The organism is Streptomyces sp. NPDC079141, assembly GCF_040686775.1.
Taxonomy (GTDB): domain Bacteria; phylum Actinomycetota; class Actinomycetes; order Streptomycetales; family Streptomycetaceae; genus Streptomyces.
In genome coordinates this window covers 1-16,350 of sequence record NZ_JBFBLP010000038.1, presented here as the reverse complement: position 1 = coordinate 16,350, position 16,350 = coordinate 1, and the positions used below count along the sequence as shown (strand labels likewise).

At 68.6% G+C, this 16,350-nt stretch carries 13 protein-coding genes and 1 pseudogene; 9 read left to right on the top strand and 5 right to left on the bottom strand.

Annotated features, from left to right (window positions below; all coding sequences use genetic code 11):
* Positions 1 to 190: 190 nt before the first annotated feature.
* Complete coding sequence (gene lexA / locus AB0Q90_RS41900) at positions 191 to 970, bottom strand: transcriptional repressor LexA (RefSeq protein ID WP_250079895.1); 780 nt, start codon at positions 968 to 970, stop codon at positions 191 to 193.
* Between the two features lie 574 nt (positions 971 to 1,544).
* Between lexA and nrdR the strand changes: the two genes are divergently transcribed.
* Both nrdR and AB0Q90_RS41890 read left to right on the top strand, forming a co-directional pair.
* On the top strand, positions 1,545 to 2,093 hold the full coding sequence (nrdR, locus tag AB0Q90_RS41895; protein ID WP_363165970.1) for a transcriptional regulator NrdR: 549 nt from the start codon (positions 1,545 to 1,547) through the stop codon (positions 2,091 to 2,093).
* Positions 2,094 to 2,258: 165 nt separating this feature from the next.
* Complete coding sequence (locus AB0Q90_RS41890; protein ID WP_363165971.1) at positions 2,259 to 5,153, top strand: vitamin B12-dependent ribonucleotide reductase; 2,895 nt, start codon at positions 2,259 to 2,261, stop codon at positions 5,151 to 5,153.
* A 106-nt stretch (positions 5,154 to 5,259) separates the two neighbouring features.
* Here AB0Q90_RS41890 and AB0Q90_RS41885 read toward each other — a convergent pair whose 3' ends face one another.
* Positions 5,260 to 5,793 (bottom strand): TerD family protein, encoded by a 534-nt coding sequence (locus AB0Q90_RS41885; protein ID WP_363165972.1) that lies wholly within the window; start codon positions 5,791 to 5,793, stop codon positions 5,260 to 5,262.
* Between the two features lie 154 nt (positions 5,794 to 5,947).
* Here AB0Q90_RS41885 and AB0Q90_RS41880 point away from each other — a divergent pair, with 154 nt between their 5' ends.
* The 3 genes and pseudogenes from AB0Q90_RS41880 to AB0Q90_RS41870 all read left to right on the top strand — a co-directional run bounded on the left by AB0Q90_RS41880 (position 5,948) and on the right by AB0Q90_RS41870 (position 8,242).
* Positions 5,948 to 6,553 carry a YdbC family protein gene (locus AB0Q90_RS41880; RefSeq protein WP_363165973.1) on the top strand — a complete coding sequence of 202 codons (606 nt, stop codon included), beginning with the start codon at positions 5,948 to 5,950 and terminating at the stop codon, positions 6,551 to 6,553.
* 113 nt (positions 6,554 to 6,666) lie between these two features.
* A pseudogene (locus AB0Q90_RS41875) lies at positions 6,667 to 7,327 on the top strand (histidine phosphatase family protein).
* 12 nt (positions 7,328 to 7,339) lie between these two features.
* Positions 7,340 to 8,242: an ADP-ribosylglycohydrolase family protein gene (locus AB0Q90_RS41870; protein ID WP_363165974.1), complete on the top strand. Its 903-nt coding sequence runs from the start codon at positions 7,340 to 7,342 to the stop codon at positions 8,240 to 8,242.
* Positions 8,243 to 8,604: 362 nt separating this feature from the next.
* Here AB0Q90_RS41870 and AB0Q90_RS41865 read toward each other — a convergent pair whose 3' ends face one another.
* Positions 8,605 to 10,152 carry an MFS transporter gene (locus tag AB0Q90_RS41865; RefSeq protein ID WP_363165975.1) on the bottom strand — a complete coding sequence of 516 codons (1,548 nt, stop codon included), beginning with the start codon at positions 10,150 to 10,152 and terminating at the stop codon, positions 8,605 to 8,607.
* 185 nt (positions 10,153 to 10,337) lie between these two features.
* On the opposite strand from AB0Q90_RS41865, the gene AB0Q90_RS41860 reads away from it, so the two are divergent.
* The 3 genes from AB0Q90_RS41860 to AB0Q90_RS41850 all read left to right on the top strand — a co-directional run bounded on the left by AB0Q90_RS41860 (position 10,338) and on the right by AB0Q90_RS41850 (position 12,452).
* Entirely contained in the window at positions 10,338 to 10,961 is a 624-nt protein-coding gene (locus tag AB0Q90_RS41860) for a TetR/AcrR family transcriptional regulator (RefSeq protein ID WP_363165976.1), read from the top strand.
* An 82-nt stretch (positions 10,962 to 11,043) separates the two neighbouring features.
* Positions 11,044 to 11,745: a ribonuclease HII gene (locus tag AB0Q90_RS41855; protein ID WP_363165981.1), complete on the top strand. Its 702-nt coding sequence runs from the start codon at positions 11,044 to 11,046 to the stop codon at positions 11,743 to 11,745.
* A 68-nt stretch (positions 11,746 to 11,813) separates the two neighbouring features.
* Entirely contained in the window at positions 11,814 to 12,452 is a 639-nt protein-coding gene (locus AB0Q90_RS41850) for a hypothetical protein (RefSeq protein ID WP_363165977.1), read from the top strand.
* A 314-nt stretch (positions 12,453 to 12,766) separates the two neighbouring features.
* Here AB0Q90_RS41850 and AB0Q90_RS41845 read toward each other — a convergent pair whose 3' ends face one another.
* On the bottom strand, positions 12,767 to 13,393 hold the full coding sequence (locus tag AB0Q90_RS41845) for a hypothetical protein (RefSeq protein ID WP_363165978.1): 627 nt from the start codon (positions 13,391 to 13,393) through the stop codon (positions 12,767 to 12,769).
* Positions 13,394 to 13,760: 367 nt separating this feature from the next.
* A complete protein-coding gene (locus AB0Q90_RS41840; RefSeq protein WP_363165979.1) occupies positions 13,761 to 15,926 on the bottom strand; it encodes a RecQ family ATP-dependent DNA helicase in 2,166 nt (721 codons plus the stop codon).
* A gap of 118 nt (positions 15,927 to 16,044) precedes the next feature.
* On the opposite strand from AB0Q90_RS41840, the gene AB0Q90_RS41835 reads away from it, so the two are divergent.
* The gene (locus AB0Q90_RS41835) at positions 16,045 to 16,317 is read left to right on the top strand and encodes a hypothetical protein (protein ID WP_363165980.1); all 273 of its coding nucleotides are present in this window, start codon (positions 16,045 to 16,047) and stop codon (positions 16,315 to 16,317) included.
* The last annotated feature ends 33 nt before the right edge of the window (positions 16,318 to 16,350 follow it).

Genomic DNA, 16,350 nt, shown 5'->3' with positions numbered 1-16,350 from the left:
CGATGACGAGGTACATGGGAATTCCTTCCGTGTGCATACATGGGTACAAGGGGTCCGAGCGGCACCGGGACAGGCCCCCCACTCAGTCGGAAACGGCCCGTCACCAGGGGCCGGACAGCGCAGGGCCCCGGAACCGGCGCAGGGGTTCCGGGGCCCGGTCAATATCGGCGAGCCTGCCGCGCGCGGTGCTTCAGACGCGCCGCAGCACCGCCACCACCTTGCCGAGGATGGTCGCGTCGTCGCCGGGGATCGGCTCGTAGGCCGAGTTGTGCGGGAGGAGCCAGACGTGGCCGTCCTCGCGCTTGAAGCGCTTCACGGTGGCCTCGCCGTCGAGCATCGCGGCCACGATGTCGCCGTTCTCGGCGACCGGCTGGCGGCGGACCGTGACCCAGTCGCCGTCACAGATAGCTGCCTCGATCATCGAGTCGCCGACGACCTTCAGTACGAAGAGCTCACCGTCGCCGACCAGCTGCCGGGGGAGAGGGAAGACGTCCTCGACGGACTCCTCCGCGAGGATCGGGCCACCGGCGGCGATCCGGCCGACCAGCGGGACGTACGACGCGGCGGGCTTGCCGGCGGTGTCCGTGGGCTGCACGGAGGCGGCCTGGTCCGAGCCGCGCACCTCGTACGCGCGCGGGCGGTGCGGGTCGCGGCGGAGGAAGCCCTTGCGCTCCAGTGCCATCAGCTGGTGTGCGACCGAGGAGGTGCTGGAGAGGCCGACTGCCTGGCCGATCTCGCGCATCGACGGCGGGTAGCCGCGGCGCTGCACGGAGTCCCTGATGACCTCGATGACCCGGCGCTGGCGGTCGGTGAGTCCGGAGCTGTCGGCCCGGATACCTGGAGGTCGGCCCGGCAGGGAGCGCTTGTGCCCTTCGGGATTCGCGGCTTCGTTCATCGCATGCACCGGCTCAAGTCGGCCCTGGGAGCGGTCCTGGGCAGTGATGGTGGCACTGTCTGCGGTGGTGGTCACGTCGGCCCCTCTCGATGGTCTCCCTGCTGGACAACGGTAGTTGCTTTCGAAAGGTTGCGCCAAACACACGTTCGAGTGAAAAATCGAGCTTCACCTGACGTGATCATGTGTCTGGGTGTATGGCTAACGCGGCGCCTGGCGGACAAAAGGGCCTATTGCTGTACTCTTCACCGCCGGGGTGACGACCTCGTGGTTGTCGCTCCAGTCTGCCATCCGGTATCCGGCCGACCGGGACCCGACCCCCATCTGTGCGGGAGTCCCACGTCGTCTCCCTGTCGCGCTCACCGTATCTCCGCATGGGTTGCAGCGGTACGGCTGTGCGCCTTCGTGTTGCGCAGTGTCGCAACGGGGTGGTGCGTCGCGGCGGTACCTGGCCGTATCGGCGCGACACGCGCGTATGGCGTGTATGTATGAGCCAATCCCCACATCTAGTGGTTGGATTGCAGCAGTGGCCCAGAAGTTGTGGTCCCCCGGGTCTTCGGACCCTCGGCGATCGCCTATGCTTGAGGCTGCTTCGAGGGGCCCATGAGGTCCAGCGAGGCTATTGAGTCTGCTGTGAGGAGGGTTGGAGTCCATGCACTGCCCCTTCTGCAGGCACCCCGACAGCCGTGTGGTCGACAGCCGTACGACCGACGACGGCACGTCGATCCGCAGGCGCCGCCAGTGCCCTGACTGCTCCCGTCGTTTCACGACCGTGGAGACGTGCTCGCTCATGGTGGTGAAACGGTCCGGAGTCACCGAGCCGTTCAGTCGTACCAAGGTCATCAACGGTGTGCGTAAGGCATGCCAGGGACGGCCTGTCACCGAGGACGCGCTCGCCCAGCTCGGCCAGCGGGTCGAGGAGGCGGTGCGGGCCACGGGCAGCGCCGAGCTGACCACCCACGACGTGGGGCTGGCCATACTCGGCCCGCTGCAGGAGCTCGACCTCGTCGCCTACCTGCGATTCGCCTCCGTTTACAGGGCGTTCGACTCGCTGGACGACTTCGAGGCCGCGATCGCGGAACTCAGGGAGACACGACGTCCCGGCGCCGACGACGATGACGCGCGCGCGGGGGGCCAGGAAGACGACAGCGGGCCCGGAGGGACGACTTACGTCCCCGTGCCCGCCAACGCCGCCGACTGACCGACGGACCGGATCCGGGGATCCAGGCTCCGGGTCCGGCCGCGCGGCGGCGACCAAAGACCTGTTGCGGGCGGCAGCGTGAGGTGCCCGCAACACCAGACAGAACACCGTGCCACGGGAACATCGGGGCACTTCAGGGCGTTTTAGCCCGTACAGGGAGGCGGCATGACAGAGACGGCGAGCGGTCCGGCACGAGGTTCCCGAGCGAAGGGCACCAAGGTCACCAAGGGCCTGCGTATCGAGCGCATCCACACCACCCCGGGCGTGCACCCGTACGACGAGGTCCAGTGGGAGCGTCGTGACGTCGTCATGACCAACTGGCGCGACGGCTCTGTGAACTTCGAGCAGCGCGGCGTCGAGTTCCCCGACTTCTGGTCGGTGAACGCGGTCAACATCGTCACCAGCAAGTACTTCCGCGGTGCCGTGGGCACCCCGCAGCGCGAGACCGGCCTCAAGCAGCTGATCGACCGCATCGTGAAGACGTACCGGAAGGCCGGCGAGGACTACAAGTACTTCGCTTCGCCCGCCGACGCGGAGATCTTCGAGCACGAGCTGGCGTACGCCCTCCTGCACCAGATCTTCAGCTTCAACAGCCCCGTCTGGTTCAACGTCGGTACGCCCCAGCCCCAGCAGGTCTCCGCCTGCTTCATCCTTGCCGTCGACGACTCCATGGAGTCGATCCTCGACTGGTACAAGGAAGAGGGCATGATCTTCAAGGGCGGCTCCGGCGCCGGCCTGAACCTCTCCCGCATCCGCTCCTCCAAGGAGCTGCTGTCCTCCGGTGGCAACGCCTCCGGCCCGGTCTCCTTCATGCGCGGCGCCGACGCCTCGGCCGGCACCATCAAGTCCGGTGGTGCCACCCGCCGCGCCGCCAAGATGGTCATCCTCGACGTCGACCACCCCGACATCGAGGACTTCATCGAGACCAAGGTGAAGGAAGAGGAGAAGATCCGCGCCCTGCGTGACGCGGGCTTCGACATGGACCTGGGCGGCGACGACATCACGTCCGTCCAGTACCAGAACGCCAACAACTCGGTCCGCGTGAACGACGAGTTCATGAAGGCGGTCGAGCAGGGCGGCAAGTTCGGTCTCCGCGCGCGGATGACCGGCGAGGTCATCGAAGAGGTCGACGCCAAGGCCCTCTTCCGCAAGATGGCCGAGGCTGCCTGGGCCTGCGCCGACCCGGGCATCCAGTACGACGACACCATCAACCACTGGCACACCTGCCCGGAGTCCGGCCGCATCAACGGCTCGAACCCCTGCAGCGAGTACATGCACCTGGACAACACGTCCTGCAACCTCGCCTCGCTGAACCTGATGAAGTTCCTGAAGGACGACGGCAAGGGCCACCAGTCCTTCGACGTCGAGCGCTTCGCGAAGGTCGTCGAGCTCGTCATCACCGCGATGGACATCTCCATCTGCTTCGCGGACTTCCCGACCCAGAAGATCGGCGAGAACACGCGCGCGTTCCGCCAGCTGGGCATCGGCTACGCCAACCTCGGCGCCCTGCTGATGGCGACCGGCCACGCTTACGACTCCAACGGCGGCCGTGCCCTGGCCGGTGCCATCACCTCCCTGATGACCGGTACGTCGTACAAGCGCTCCGCCGAGCTCGCCGCGGTCGTCGGCCCGTACGACGGCTACGCCCGCAACGCGCAGCCGCACCTGCGCGTCATGAAGCAGCACGCCGACGAGAACACCAAGGCCGTCCGCATGGACGACCTGGACACGCCGATCTGGGCCGCCGCCACGGAGGCCTGGCAGGACGTGCTGCGTCTCGGTGAGAAGAACGGTTTCCGTAACTCCCAGGCGTCCGTCATCGCCCCGACCGGCACCATCGGTCTGGCGATGTCCTGCGACACCACCGGCCTTGAGCCCGACCTCGCCCTGGTCAAGTTCAAGAAGCTGGTCGGCGGCGGCTCGATGCAGATCGTCAACGGCACCGTCCCGCAGGCCCTGCGTCGCCTGGGTTACCAGGAGGAGCAGATCGAGGCGATCGTCGCCCACATCGCCGAGCACGGCAATGTCGTCGACGCCCCCGGCCTCAAGCACGAGCACTACGAGGTGTTCGACTGCGCCATGGGCGAGCGCTCCATCTCCGCGATGGGCCACGTCCGCATGATGGCCGCGATCCAGCCCTGGATCTCCGGTGCCCTGTCCAAGACGGTCAACATGCCGGAGTCGGCGACCGTCGAGGAGGTCGAGGAGATCTACTTCGAGGCCTGGAAGATGGGCGTCAAGGCGCTCGCCATCTACCGCGACAACTGCAAGGTCGGCCAGCCCCTCTCCGCCAAGACCAAGGAGAAGGAGAAGGCCGAGGTCACCGCGAAGGCCGAGGCGACCATCCGCGAGACGGTCGAGAAGGTCGTCGAGTACCGCCCGGTCCGCAAGCGCCTCCCCAAGGGCCGTCCCGGGATCACGACCTCCTTCACGGTCGGCGGCGCCGAGGGCTACATGACCGCCAACTCCTACCCGGACGACGGTCTCGGCGAGGTCTTCCTGAAGATGTCGAAGCAGGGATCGACCCTCGCGGGCATGATGGACGCCTTCTCCATCGCGGTCTCCGTCGGCCTCCAGTACGGCGTGCCGCTGGAGACGTACGTCTCGAAGTTCACCAACATGCGCTTCGAGCCGGCCGGTATGACGGACGACCCGGACGTGCGGATGGCTCAGTCGATCGTCGACTACATCTTCCGCCGCCTGGCGCTCGACTTCCTGCCCTTCGAGACGCGCTCGGCGCTCGGCATCCACTCCGCCGAGGAGCGTCAGCGTCACCTGGAGACCGGTTCGTACGAGCCGGCCGACGACGAGGTCGACGTCGAGGGCCTGGCCCAGTCCGCGCCGCGCGCCCAGGAGCTGAAGGCCGTCGCCGCGCCGAAGGCCGAGGTCCAGGTGGCCGAGCCCGCCCCGAAGCAGGCCCACACCAGCGCCGAGCTGGTGGAAATGCAGCTGGGTATCCAGGCCGACGCCCCGCTGTGCTTCTCCTGCGGCACGAAGATGCAGCGGGCCGGTTCCTGCTACATCTGCGAGGGCTGCGGCTCGACCAGCGGCTGCAGCTGACAGCCGGGCCGGGGCCTGCCCCGCCTGACTGGTAGTTCCTGACGAGGAGGGGCGCCGACCAAAGTGTCGGCGCCCCTCTTTGGCGTAGCTTTCGGCCGAGGCGGTGTCAGGGCTGGTGCAACCTGCCCATCGTCCGCGTGAAGGTCGCGGGGTCGTCCGTGAAACCGTGCACCCCGGGGTGGAAGTCCCAGGTGCCGTCCTCCTGGCGTTCGAACTCGCCGACGGTGGCCGCGGTCGACCCGAGGACGCTGCCGAAGTCGTCCGTGGCCAGGTCGGTGTAACCCTCGCGGATACGCAGTCCCGGGTTGGTGACGCTGACGAACGTGCGGTCGGCGGAGCGCTGCTGTATGACAACGCCGACCACCACGCGCGCGTACCGGCTGTCGAGCCGGTTGAGTTCCACCGTCATGACCTCGTCCCAGCCGAAGCCCTTGCCGTCGTGGCTGTCCCGATTGAGATAGATGGTGCCGTCGGGGGACCGGCTGTCGAAGTGCACGACGAAGGCAGGGTCACCGTACGGATCGCTCGCCAGGTACGTCGCCGCGACGAGGTCCAGGTCGGTGGGCGGCTGCCCCGCGGGACTGGGGTCCCATTTGAGCGCGATCTCGACCTTCCGGATCCCCTTGTTGAGGCCGTTCACCAGATCCCCTTCCCCGTTCGCCAAAAGCTCGTGGCCTGAACTGCCTGACAGACAAGGCCGATTGCCCATCCTGCCACGCACGCGCGTGCCTTCGCGGAAGAGCTGTCCGAGCGAGGGCGACCAGCGCCACGCTCCGTGGCCTTACCATGGCGCGGTGCTGGTCAAGTGGATTCGCTGCACCGTGGTCGACCGCCGCGGTTTCGAGCGGGGGCAGCGAAAGTGGGCGGGGCTTCTGGGGGAGCCGGGGTTTCGGGGGCAGGGAGGCGGCTGGAGCCGGAGCCGGCCAGGGGTGGCGCACATCTTCGCCTTCTGGGAAAGCCGCGCCTTCTACGACTCCTTCATGGCACGATCCCACGATCGGCTGGCGGCGTCTCAGTCCGGCACGTTCAAGGACGCGCAGGTCAAACTGTTCGACCACCGTTTCGATGTGAAGACCGGCTTCGAGCCGCGTTTCACCGATACCGACCTGCTGAGAGTTGCCCACTGCCGGGTGCACGAGGAGCGGGCCGAGCATTTCACGCTGATGCAGGAGAAGGTCTGGAATCCCGCGATGGCCGGTTCGCCCGGCATGATCCGCGGGCTGTTCGGTGAAGCGCCGGGGAACGAGTTCCTGGTGCTGTCGATGTGGCTCTCGGCCGCCGAGCACGGCAAGTACCGGACCGAACGAGTGGAGCGACTCGCCCTGCGGGCTCAGACGGAAGCAGACGTCGCCTCCCTCACGGGGGACATCGTGGAGCTGGAGCCCACCTGGACGGTTTGAGACCTGGCGACGGACCAACCGGGTGTGGTCCCTGGTGCAGGAATTGTGTGACCTACGCCGTATGGAGCCCGTACGGGTGCTCGAAGGGGCGTCACCCGATCTAGGGTTTTGGCATGGCACGACCACGGCGCATCGTCCTTGTCCGGCACGGAGAGTCAACGGGCAATGTTGATGACACCGTGTACGAGCGCGAACCCGACCACGCGCTGGCCCTGACCGAGCGGGGCTGGCGGCAGGCCGAGGAGACGGGCAAGGGGTTGCGCGAGCTGTTCGGCCGCGAGCGCGTCAGCGTCTACGTCTCTCCCTACCGCCGTACGCACGAGACACTGCGCGCCTTCCATCTCGACCCGGAGCTCATACGCGTGCGCGAGGAGCCCCGGCTGCGCGAGCAGGACTGGGGGAACTGGCAGGACCGCGACGACGTCCGCCTCCAGAAGGCCTACCGCGACGCCTACGGACACTTCTTCTACCGCTTCGCGCAGGGAGAGTCCGGTGCCGATGTCTATGACCGTGTCGGCGGCTTCCTGGAGAGCCTGTACCGCAGCTTCGAGGCCCCCGACCATCCGCCGAACGTGCTGCTGGTGACGCACGGGCTGGCCATGCGGCTGTTCTGTATGCGCTGGTTCCACTGGACCGTCGCGGAATTCGAGTCGCTGTCGAATCCAGGGAACGCGGAGATGCGGATGCTCGTTCTCGGGGACGACGGCAAGTACGTGATTGACCGGCCTTTCGAACGTTGGCGAGATCCGGGAACCGTACGGAATCACCGGATAGAGTGGCAGAGCGATGACCGCTGATTCCTCCCCCGACGGGCGCCTGGACCGCGCCCTCTCCAGCCTGCGCGGACTGTCGGTCGGCGACGCGCTCGGCTCGCAGTTCTTCGTCCCGGTGAATTACCCGCTGCTCCAGCGGCGCGAGGTGCCGGCCGGTCCCTGGCAGTGGACGGACGACACGGAAATGGCCTGTTCCGTGGTCGCGATCCTGGCCACCCACCACCGTATCGACCAGGACGCGCTGGCCCTCTCCTTCGCCCAGCACCACGACTTCGACCGGGGCTACGGTCCCGCCGTGAACCGCCTGCTGCGGCTGGTCCGGGAGGGTGGCGACTGGCGCGAGCTCGCCGCCGGGCTCTTCAAGGGCCAGGGATCCTGGGGCAACGGCGCGGCGATGCGGATCGCACCGCTGGGCGCCTGGTACGCGGACGATCCGGAGCAGGCGACCCACCAGGCCGAGATCTCCGCCTATCCCACGCATCAGCACCGTGAGGCCGTGGTGGGTTCCATGGCTGTTGCCGCGGCTGCGGCGCTGGTCGGCGCCCCGGGCGGCCCGCCCAGCGCGGATGAACTCCTCAAGGGCGTGATCGCGCTCGTCCCGAAGAGTGCCGTCGGTGCTGGCCTGCGCCGGGCCCGCGACATGCTGGACTACGGCGACGCCGCCACCGTCGCGGCCGTGCTGGGCTGCGGACGGCGTACGTCAGCCCATGACACCGTGCCCTTCGCGCTCTGGTCCGCCGCGCGTGCCCTCGGCGACTACGAGGAGGCGTTCTGGACCACCGCGCAGGTCGGCGGTGACGTGGACACCACGTGCGCCATCGTGGGCGGTGTGCTCGCTGCCGCGAAGACCGGTATGCCGCCGGCTGCGTGGGTGGAGCGGACCGAGGCCCTGCCGGGGTGGACTCTGGGGGTTTGACGGGCGGCGCTGGGGGCGTCTGATTCCCGTGGCCCCCAATCACCCGTCTCCCGTTTGTGCCTTGTTCGGCAGGCGCGGCAGGTGCGGTCGGCTCGGCCGGATGGAAACTCTCCGTGCATGTCGGGAACTCTGCGTGACCGCGCATTCGTTCTTGTGACATCCGCCGTGTGATCCAGGGGCTCACATGGACAGAGGTCGCGGGAGGGGTGCAGGGGGTGGACATGCGCGTGATGCTGGGGCTGTTTCTCGCATGGGCGGTTCTCGCATGGTCAGGACCGGTGCGGATGACCCGGCCGTCGCCCTCGCCGTCGGTCCCCCGGGCGAGGCCTGGCCATCCGCGGTCCTGTGCTGGTCCGGTCGCGTCAACCGGCCATGGGGCCCGCCGTGCCCGACAGGGCTTCCAGGTCGCTCTTGCGGACCCGGATCACCAACCAGGCGGTGGCCAGGGCGAGAACGCCCATAGCGGCGGCAGCCACAAAGCCCATCGAGATGCCCTGGGTGAGTACCTCGTGCCCCCACTGGCCGGGCAGTTGCTGCGTCTGGGTGAACTCCGCCTTCTGCTCCGGGGAGGCGTCCGCGAGGAACTTCGGCATTTGCTTCTCTGCCTCGTCCTTGCTGGCCGAACCGAACACCGTCGTCAGGATCGACAGGCCCAGCGAGCCGCCCACCTGCTGCGTGGCGTTCAGCAGCCCGGACGCCGCGCCCGCTTCGTGCTGTGCGACTCCGGAGACCGCAGTGATCGTCAGGGTCACGAAGTTCAGGCCCATGCCGAAGCCGAACAGCAGCATCGGTCCCAGAACACCGCCCACGTACGAGCTGTCGGAGCTGATGAGCGACTGCCAGGCCAGCCCGAGCGCCGTCAGGGCCGAGCCGACGAGCATGAACGGTTTGGGGCCCAGCACCGGCAGGAACCGCTGCGACAGACCCGCGCCGATGGCGATCACGACGGTCACCGGCAGGAAGGCGAGACCCGCCTCGATCGGGCTGTACTCCAACACGTTCTGCACGAAGAGCACGATGTAGAAGAACATGCCGAACATCGCCGCGGCCAGGCTCAGCATGATCACGTACGTGCCCGAGCGGTTGCGGTCGGCGAACATCCTCAGCGGGGTGATCGGCTCCTTGGCTCGGGATTCGATGAATGCGAAGGCCAGCAGCAGTACTACTGCGGCGACGAAGGAACCGATGGTCAGGCTGTCCCGCCAGCCCTCGTCCGCGGCGCGGATGAATCCGTAGACGAGGGACGCCATGCCCGTCGTCGACGTCAATGCGCCCGCTATGTCGAAGCGGCCGGAGTGCCGCTCGGACTCGTTGATGTAGAGCGGCGTGAGCACGGCGATCAGGATGCCGATCGGCACGTTGACGAACAGCACCCACCGCCAGTCGAGCCACTCGGTGAGCATGCCGCCGGCGAGCAGACCGATGGCTCCACCGCCCGCGGAGACCGCGGCGAAGACGCCGAATGCCCGGTTCCGTTCCGGGCCTTCGGGGAACGTGGTGGTGATGAGCGCCAGCGAAGTGGGCGACGCGATTGCGCCACCCACGCCCTGGAGGACGCGTGCCGCCAGCAACTGCCAGGGTTCCTGGGCGAGTCCGCCGAGCAGCGAAGCGAAGGTGAAGAGCAGGATGCCGGTCATGAAGACCCGGCGGCGGCCGAGGATGTCACCGGCGCGGCCGCCGAGAAGCAGCAGGCCACCGAAGGTGAGCGTGTAGGAGCTGACGACCCAGGTGAGGTCGGTGGTGCTGAACTTGAGCGCGTCTTGAATGTGCGGGAGCGCGATGTTCACAATCGTCGCGTCGAGTACCACCATGAGTTGGCAGGCCGCGATGACGGTGAGCGCGATGCCGGGGTGTCCCTGCCGGCGGGCCGCACCTGGTTTCTGGTCCTGAATCAGCTGAGAGGTTGTCACTATGGGTCCCCCACAAGTGCGTTAGTGAACGCTCGCGTTCACTGTCGCGTCAAACGGTAGTGAGTCCCCAGTAGTGAACGCAAGCGTTCACTTAACTTGTTGTCGCGCGACGTTCCCCCTGTTGCCGCCGCGTGCTGTCCCCTCATCCCCCACATTTCCGCTTTCCCTGTTCGCTGGAGACGCCGATGGTTACCTCGCGCTGGACGGCCGCCCCCGCTCAGGCGGCCTCGCTTCGCCGGCGCGGCGCCGTGCTCGAACGTGCAATCCTCGATGCCGCGCTGGAGCAGCTCAGTACGGTCGGCTGGAACGGCCTCACGATGGAGGGCGTTGCTGCCGGAGCCCACACGGGCAAGGCTGCGGTCTATCGCCGCTGGCCGTCCAAGGAGGATCTCGTCGCCGACGCGCTGCAGGCCGGATTGCCGCGCATAGACGCGGTGCCCGATCTCGGCAGCGTGCGCGAGGACCTGCTCGCGCTGTGCCGACTGGCGCGTGATGCCATGTACTCGCGCCCTGGGTTCGCTCTGCGTGCGGTCATTCACGAGTGCGATCAGATTCAGGCGGAGCGTTTTCACAGTGTGATCTTCGAGGGTGTTGTCGAGCCGATCGTCAAGCTGCTTCGAGAGGTCATCAACCGTGGAATTCGGCGGGGTGAAGTGAGGTCCGACGCGGCGAACAGCTACGTTTTCGACGCGATTCCGGCCATGATGATGTACCGCTCCAAGATGTGCGTGAGCGAATGGGGCGACCCGGATCTGGCGGAGATGATCGACCAGCTGATGCTGCCGTTGCTCAGGCCGAGCTCGGACTGACCGCGGAGTCCGGGAGGTCTGCCGCCGCTCAGGGAAACCGGGGTATCGCCGGGTGATCCGGGCGGCGTACGCTAAGGGCGCCATGCCGTACGAACCACCTACTCACACTGTCGAGCGCTCTCTTCGCGCCACGACCGGAGCGAAGATCATTGCCGGTGTCGACGAGGTGGGGCGCGGCGCGTGGGCCGGGCCCGTCACCGTCTGCGCGGCGGTCACCGGACTGCGCCGACCCCCTGAAGGCCTCACCGACTCCAAGCTGCTCACCGTCAAGCGTCGCAACGAGCTTGCCCTGGAGCTGCAGAAGTGGGTGACGTCCTATGCCCTGGGGCATGCGTCCCCGGAGGAGATCGACGATCTCGGGATGACGGCCGCGTTGCGGCTGGCGGCCGGGCGGGCCCTGGAGGCATTGCCGGTCCGTCCCGAGGCGGTGATCCTCGACGGGAAGCACGACTACCTCGGCGCTCCCTGGAGGGTCCGCACGGTGATCAAGGGGGACCGGTCCTGCGTGGCGGTCGCGGCGGCTTCGGTGATCGCCAAGGTCCAGCGCGACAAAATGATGGCCGAACTGGGTATCGACCATGCAGACTTCGGTTTTGCGGACAATGCCGGGTATCCGTCGCCCGTGCACAAGGCCGCACTGGAGGAGCGGGGCCCCACCCCGTACCACCGACTGTCGTGGGCGTATCTTGATGCGCTGCCCCAGTGGCGGCACCTCAAGAAGGTCCGCAGCTGGACGGAACGGAGTGTTCCGGAGATCGAGGGGCAGCTCGGCTTCGATTTCTGACCGTTCCGTTCGCACTCATGTGCCACCCGTTCACGTGAGCCGCACCAACGTTTGATAAATATCAGCCCATGCCTCTCATTCCCGAGGAGCCTCAGATTCACGAGAGTGCCCAGGGTCCCCGCGCCACTCCGGCCAGTGGCCGCACCGCGCCGACCCCTCGCCCCGTACCCGGCCCCCGCCCCGCGGCTCCGCCGCGTCCCGGCCGCCCCGGGCCCTTGCGGCCCACGGCGCCGGCGCAACGGACGCCCCGTGACGCGGCTCCGGCCAAGCCCGGACCGGCCGGTCCGGCTGTCCCCGCCTCCGCTCCGGCCGCGGCGACTCCGCAGATCCAGCTGATCCCGGCCCCGGCCGAGGGTGCGCTCGACGCTGCCGAGGAAGCCGTGGACCTGCTGCTGGAGTCGGGCCGTGCCCCCGGCGACCTGCTGGTGATCACCACCGGCGAGCAGCACCCGTGGGCCGCCCACGAGCTGTCCTTCGGTGAAGCCTCCTACTGGGCTCAGCACGACGCCGGCGATGACGTCTTCTACGCGGACGCCGAGGTCGCCGACCGCGCGACCTCGCGTGCCGTGGTCGTGGTCGCCGTCAATGGTGGATCCGACGCCACTGCTGCCGCGGCTCTGCCCCTGGCCCTCGGCCGGGCCGGCGCCCTGCTGATCGTCTGCGGTGACCCGCAGCAGATCAACTCGGTGCTGGGCGCGGGCGTCTGAGCCGTTTCCGGTTCGTCCGGGAACGCAAGGGGAAGGCGCCGCTGCGGCGGCATCGGCACGGTGGCGGTTTTCGCGTGCGCGGATGAGTGCTGAGGCCTGGGCGGACAACCGCACGGCCGCTTCGGTACGCCCTCCGCCAAGGCGTCGGTCGGTCGTCGCGGTCGAGGCCGGACGTGCGGGCTGATTACTCGTCGTACGGGCGCGATGATCGTGTGCGTATTACCGGTGCAGTGATCGTGCGCGTCGTGCGGGGGGATGGTCCTGCCGACGGAGAAACGTTCCGTCGGAGGAGTGTCGGCGCCGTGGCCGTGGCCTCAGCGGGCGGCCACGCGGCGCAGGATCTCCGAGGCGGCGCCACCGGTGCGCGGCAGCGGGGGCGGCGACTCGGAGGTGGCGAACGGCTCCGGTGCGGAATCCGCATGGGGGCGACGCCCGCCGCGGCCCTCGCCGAGAACCTGCCAGCCGTCCCGCGTCAGCGTGATGTACGCCCCGCAGCGCAGGCCGTGCAAGGTGCAGGCGTCACGCAGGCCCCACATCCACGCTCCGTCCTCCTGCGTCCAACGCGCGTCGCCGTCACGGCAGTAGAGCAGTACGGCGGTGCGCACCGGCGTACGGCGTCGCAGGTCGTGCGGGATGACCCGGCGCAACTGGGCGAGCAGGGCGTTGCGGAACATCCAGCCGTCGGCCGGGGCCGACCGGCGCGTGAACGAGGCACTCGCCCGAAGTCGCTCGTCCGCGTCGAGGACGGCCACGATCGCCGTCTCCGGCTTGGGGTTGTGGCGCGCATGCAGTCCGCTGACCACCTCGCGGGGGTTGCGCAGCAGCGGGATGCCGGCAGCGGCCCACTCCGCGGGTTCGAGCATGCGGGCCAAAGGGGCGGCGGACAAATCGGCAGAGGTCGACGTGGATGCCGCGGGTGACGGAGCGAATCCGAAGGTCACGGTCCTCCCTTCGGCTACACGCCCACACTACGGGCGGGGTCGGATTCGGGGGAGCGCACACCGCAGCGGAGCCCTGCCGGACCACGGACAAGCCGCGCGGGGAGCGGACTTCAATTCTTCCTGTCGAACTGGGTTGCGGCAACGAGCAATTGGGGCCACCGACCGATATCTGGCGGTCCATGACTTATATCCCTACCCCGTGCGTCATCCTGCGATGCGTGAGGCGGCCGAGCAGGGCGAGGGTCGCTCGATACTGGCGCCCAACTCACCGAGCGCATCGGCTGTCTGTGGTGGCGCGAGCGGCTGGAGCCCGGGTGAGCGCGCGGGAAGGGCGCGCGCTCGGGCGATGTCGGCCCACCGTGTGTGATCAGCCCTGCACGGCCAGGACCAGAGGCAACACCCCCTGTGCACCGGCCCGTCGGAGCATGCGGGCCGCGACCGCGAGGGTCCAGCCCGTCTCGGTGAAGTCGTCCACGAGCAGCACCGGGCCGCGCGCCTCGGCTAGGGCGGAGGCAAGGGCAGGCGGTACGGCCAGCGCCCCGTCGAGGGCCTTCAGCCGCTGCGCGCTGTTGCTCCGGGAGACCGGCGGAGTGTCGCCGGTGTACACCACCGATCCGAGCAGCGGCAGCCTGCCGATCTCCGCGATGCGTGCGCCCAGGGAGTCGATCAACTGGGGCCGGGTGCGCGAGGCGACGGTGACGACTCCCACGGGACGCGCTTGCGCGTCGGCCGCCCCGGAAGCCCAGCCGCCGGGGCCCTTGGCCCAGTCCACCAGTACGTCCACGACGGCCTTCGCCACGTCGTCCGGCACGGGACCGTCCGGAGCCTGCGGCGCGAACATCGGCCGTAGCCGATTGCCCCAGCCGATGTCCGACAGCCGCCCCAGGGCCCGTCCGGGCGCGGCCTGTTCGCCGGGCGGAATGCGGCCCTTGAGGTCGACGCCGATGGCCGGAAGCCCCGTCGGCCACATGCGGCGCGACTCCACCTCGACGCCCGCCCGGCCCAGGTCGCTGCGTGCGGCGTCCAACGCCGCCGTGGACGTGTCCGCCCTGAAGCGCGCTCCCGCGCAGTTGTCGCAGCGGCCGCAGGGCTTGGCGCCCTCGTCGTCCAGCTGGCGCTGCAGGAACTCCATGCGGCAGCCGGTCGTCGACGCGTACTCGCGCATCGCCTGCTGCTCGGCCTTGCGCTGGCGGGCCACCCAGTCGTAGCGCTCCGCCTCGTAAGTCCACGGCTGCCCGGTGGCGATCCAGCCGCCCTTGACCCGCCTGACCGCGCCGTCGACATCGAGGACCTTGAGCATGGTTTCCAGGCGCGATCGGCGCAGTTCCACCAGCGGCTCCAGGGCGGGCAGCGACAAGGGCCTGTCCGCGCGCGCGAGGGCGTCGAGTGTGCGGCGCACCAGGTCCTCGGAGGGGAAGGCGAGCGAGGCGAAGTACTGCCAGATCGCCTCGTCCTCCGGCCCCGGGAGCAGAAGTACTTCGGCGTGTTCGACGCCTCGGCCGGCACGGCCGACCTGCTGGTAGTAGGCGATGGGCGAGGAAGGGGAGCCCAGGTGGACGACGAAGCCGAGGTCCGGCTTGTCGAAGCCCATACCGAGCGCGGAGGTGGCGACCAGGGCCTTCACCCTGTTGGCGAGAAGGTCGTCCTCGGCCTGCTGCCGGTCGGCGTTCTCCGTCTTGCCCGTATACGAGGCGACGGTGTGACCACGCTGCCGCAGGAAGGCGGTGACCTCCTCGGCGGCGGCCACGGTGAGCGTGTAGATGATCCCGGAACCCGGCAGTTCGTCGAGGTGATCGGCCAGCCAGGCCATGCGGTGCGCGGCGTCCGGAAGTTGCAGCACGCCCAGACTCAGGCTGTCCCGGTCCAGCGGGCCGCGCAGCACCAGGGCGTCCGACGTGCCACCGGTCCCGAGCTGCTCCGCGACATCGGCGGTTACGCGCGCATTGGCGGTCGCGGTCGTTGCGAGTACCGGCACTCCCGGCGCCAGGTCGGCGAGCATGGTGCGCAGCCGCCGGTAGTCCGGGCGGAAGTCATGGCCCCAGTCAGAGATGCAGTGGGCCTCGTCCACGACGAGGAGTCCGGTCGCGGCGGCGAGCTTGGGCAGGACCTGGTCGCGGAAGTCCGGGTTGTTCAGCCGCTCCGGGCTGACCAGCAGGACGTCGACCTGTCCCGCGGCGATCTCGTCCTGGACGGTGTCCCACTCCTCGGTGTTGGAGGAGTTGATGCTGCGCGCATGGATGCCGGCGCGGGCCGCTGCGTCGACCTGGTTGCGCATCAGCGCAAGGAGCGGGGAGACGATCACGGTGGGTCCGCTGCCCCGTGCCCGGAGCAGCGCCGTGGCCACGAAGTAGACCGCGGACTTGCCCCACCCCGTGCGCTGGACGACCAGGGCCCGGCGTCTGTCGGCGACCAGCGCCTCGATCGCCAGCCACTGGTCCTCGCGCAGCCGTGCCGCGCCGGTGGCGTCCCCGACGAGGCGGGCAAGGACCGTATCGGCCGCCGCCCGGAGATCCGCGTTGCTCGTGTGCTCCATGCGTCCCATACAACAGGACGGCACCGACAAACCGAGCACGCTGTGGATTTGACGTGTTCCTGGTCGGACTTATCCACAGGGCAAAGCGGAGCCTCGCGATCCGCGAGATCGTCTGCGCATGACGAATCACGGCGAAACCGCTGGAAACCCGGAAAACAGTCACATCATCCGCCACGACAAGCCCCTCGAACCCACCGCCTCCGACCCGCACGGCACCACCACCGGGCCGCACGGCACCACAAACGGCCCTGCACACCGCACGGATCACCTTGAGTGCACCGCCTACGAAGGACACGGCGGCACCCATCAGGTCACGCTGCGCACCCCGGTGTTGAGCGACGCTGAAGATGTGCATGAGGGCGACGTGCTGGTGGTTGACGGGACAAGGTGAAACGACCCCGGCGGCCGTCAGGCCGCCGGGGTC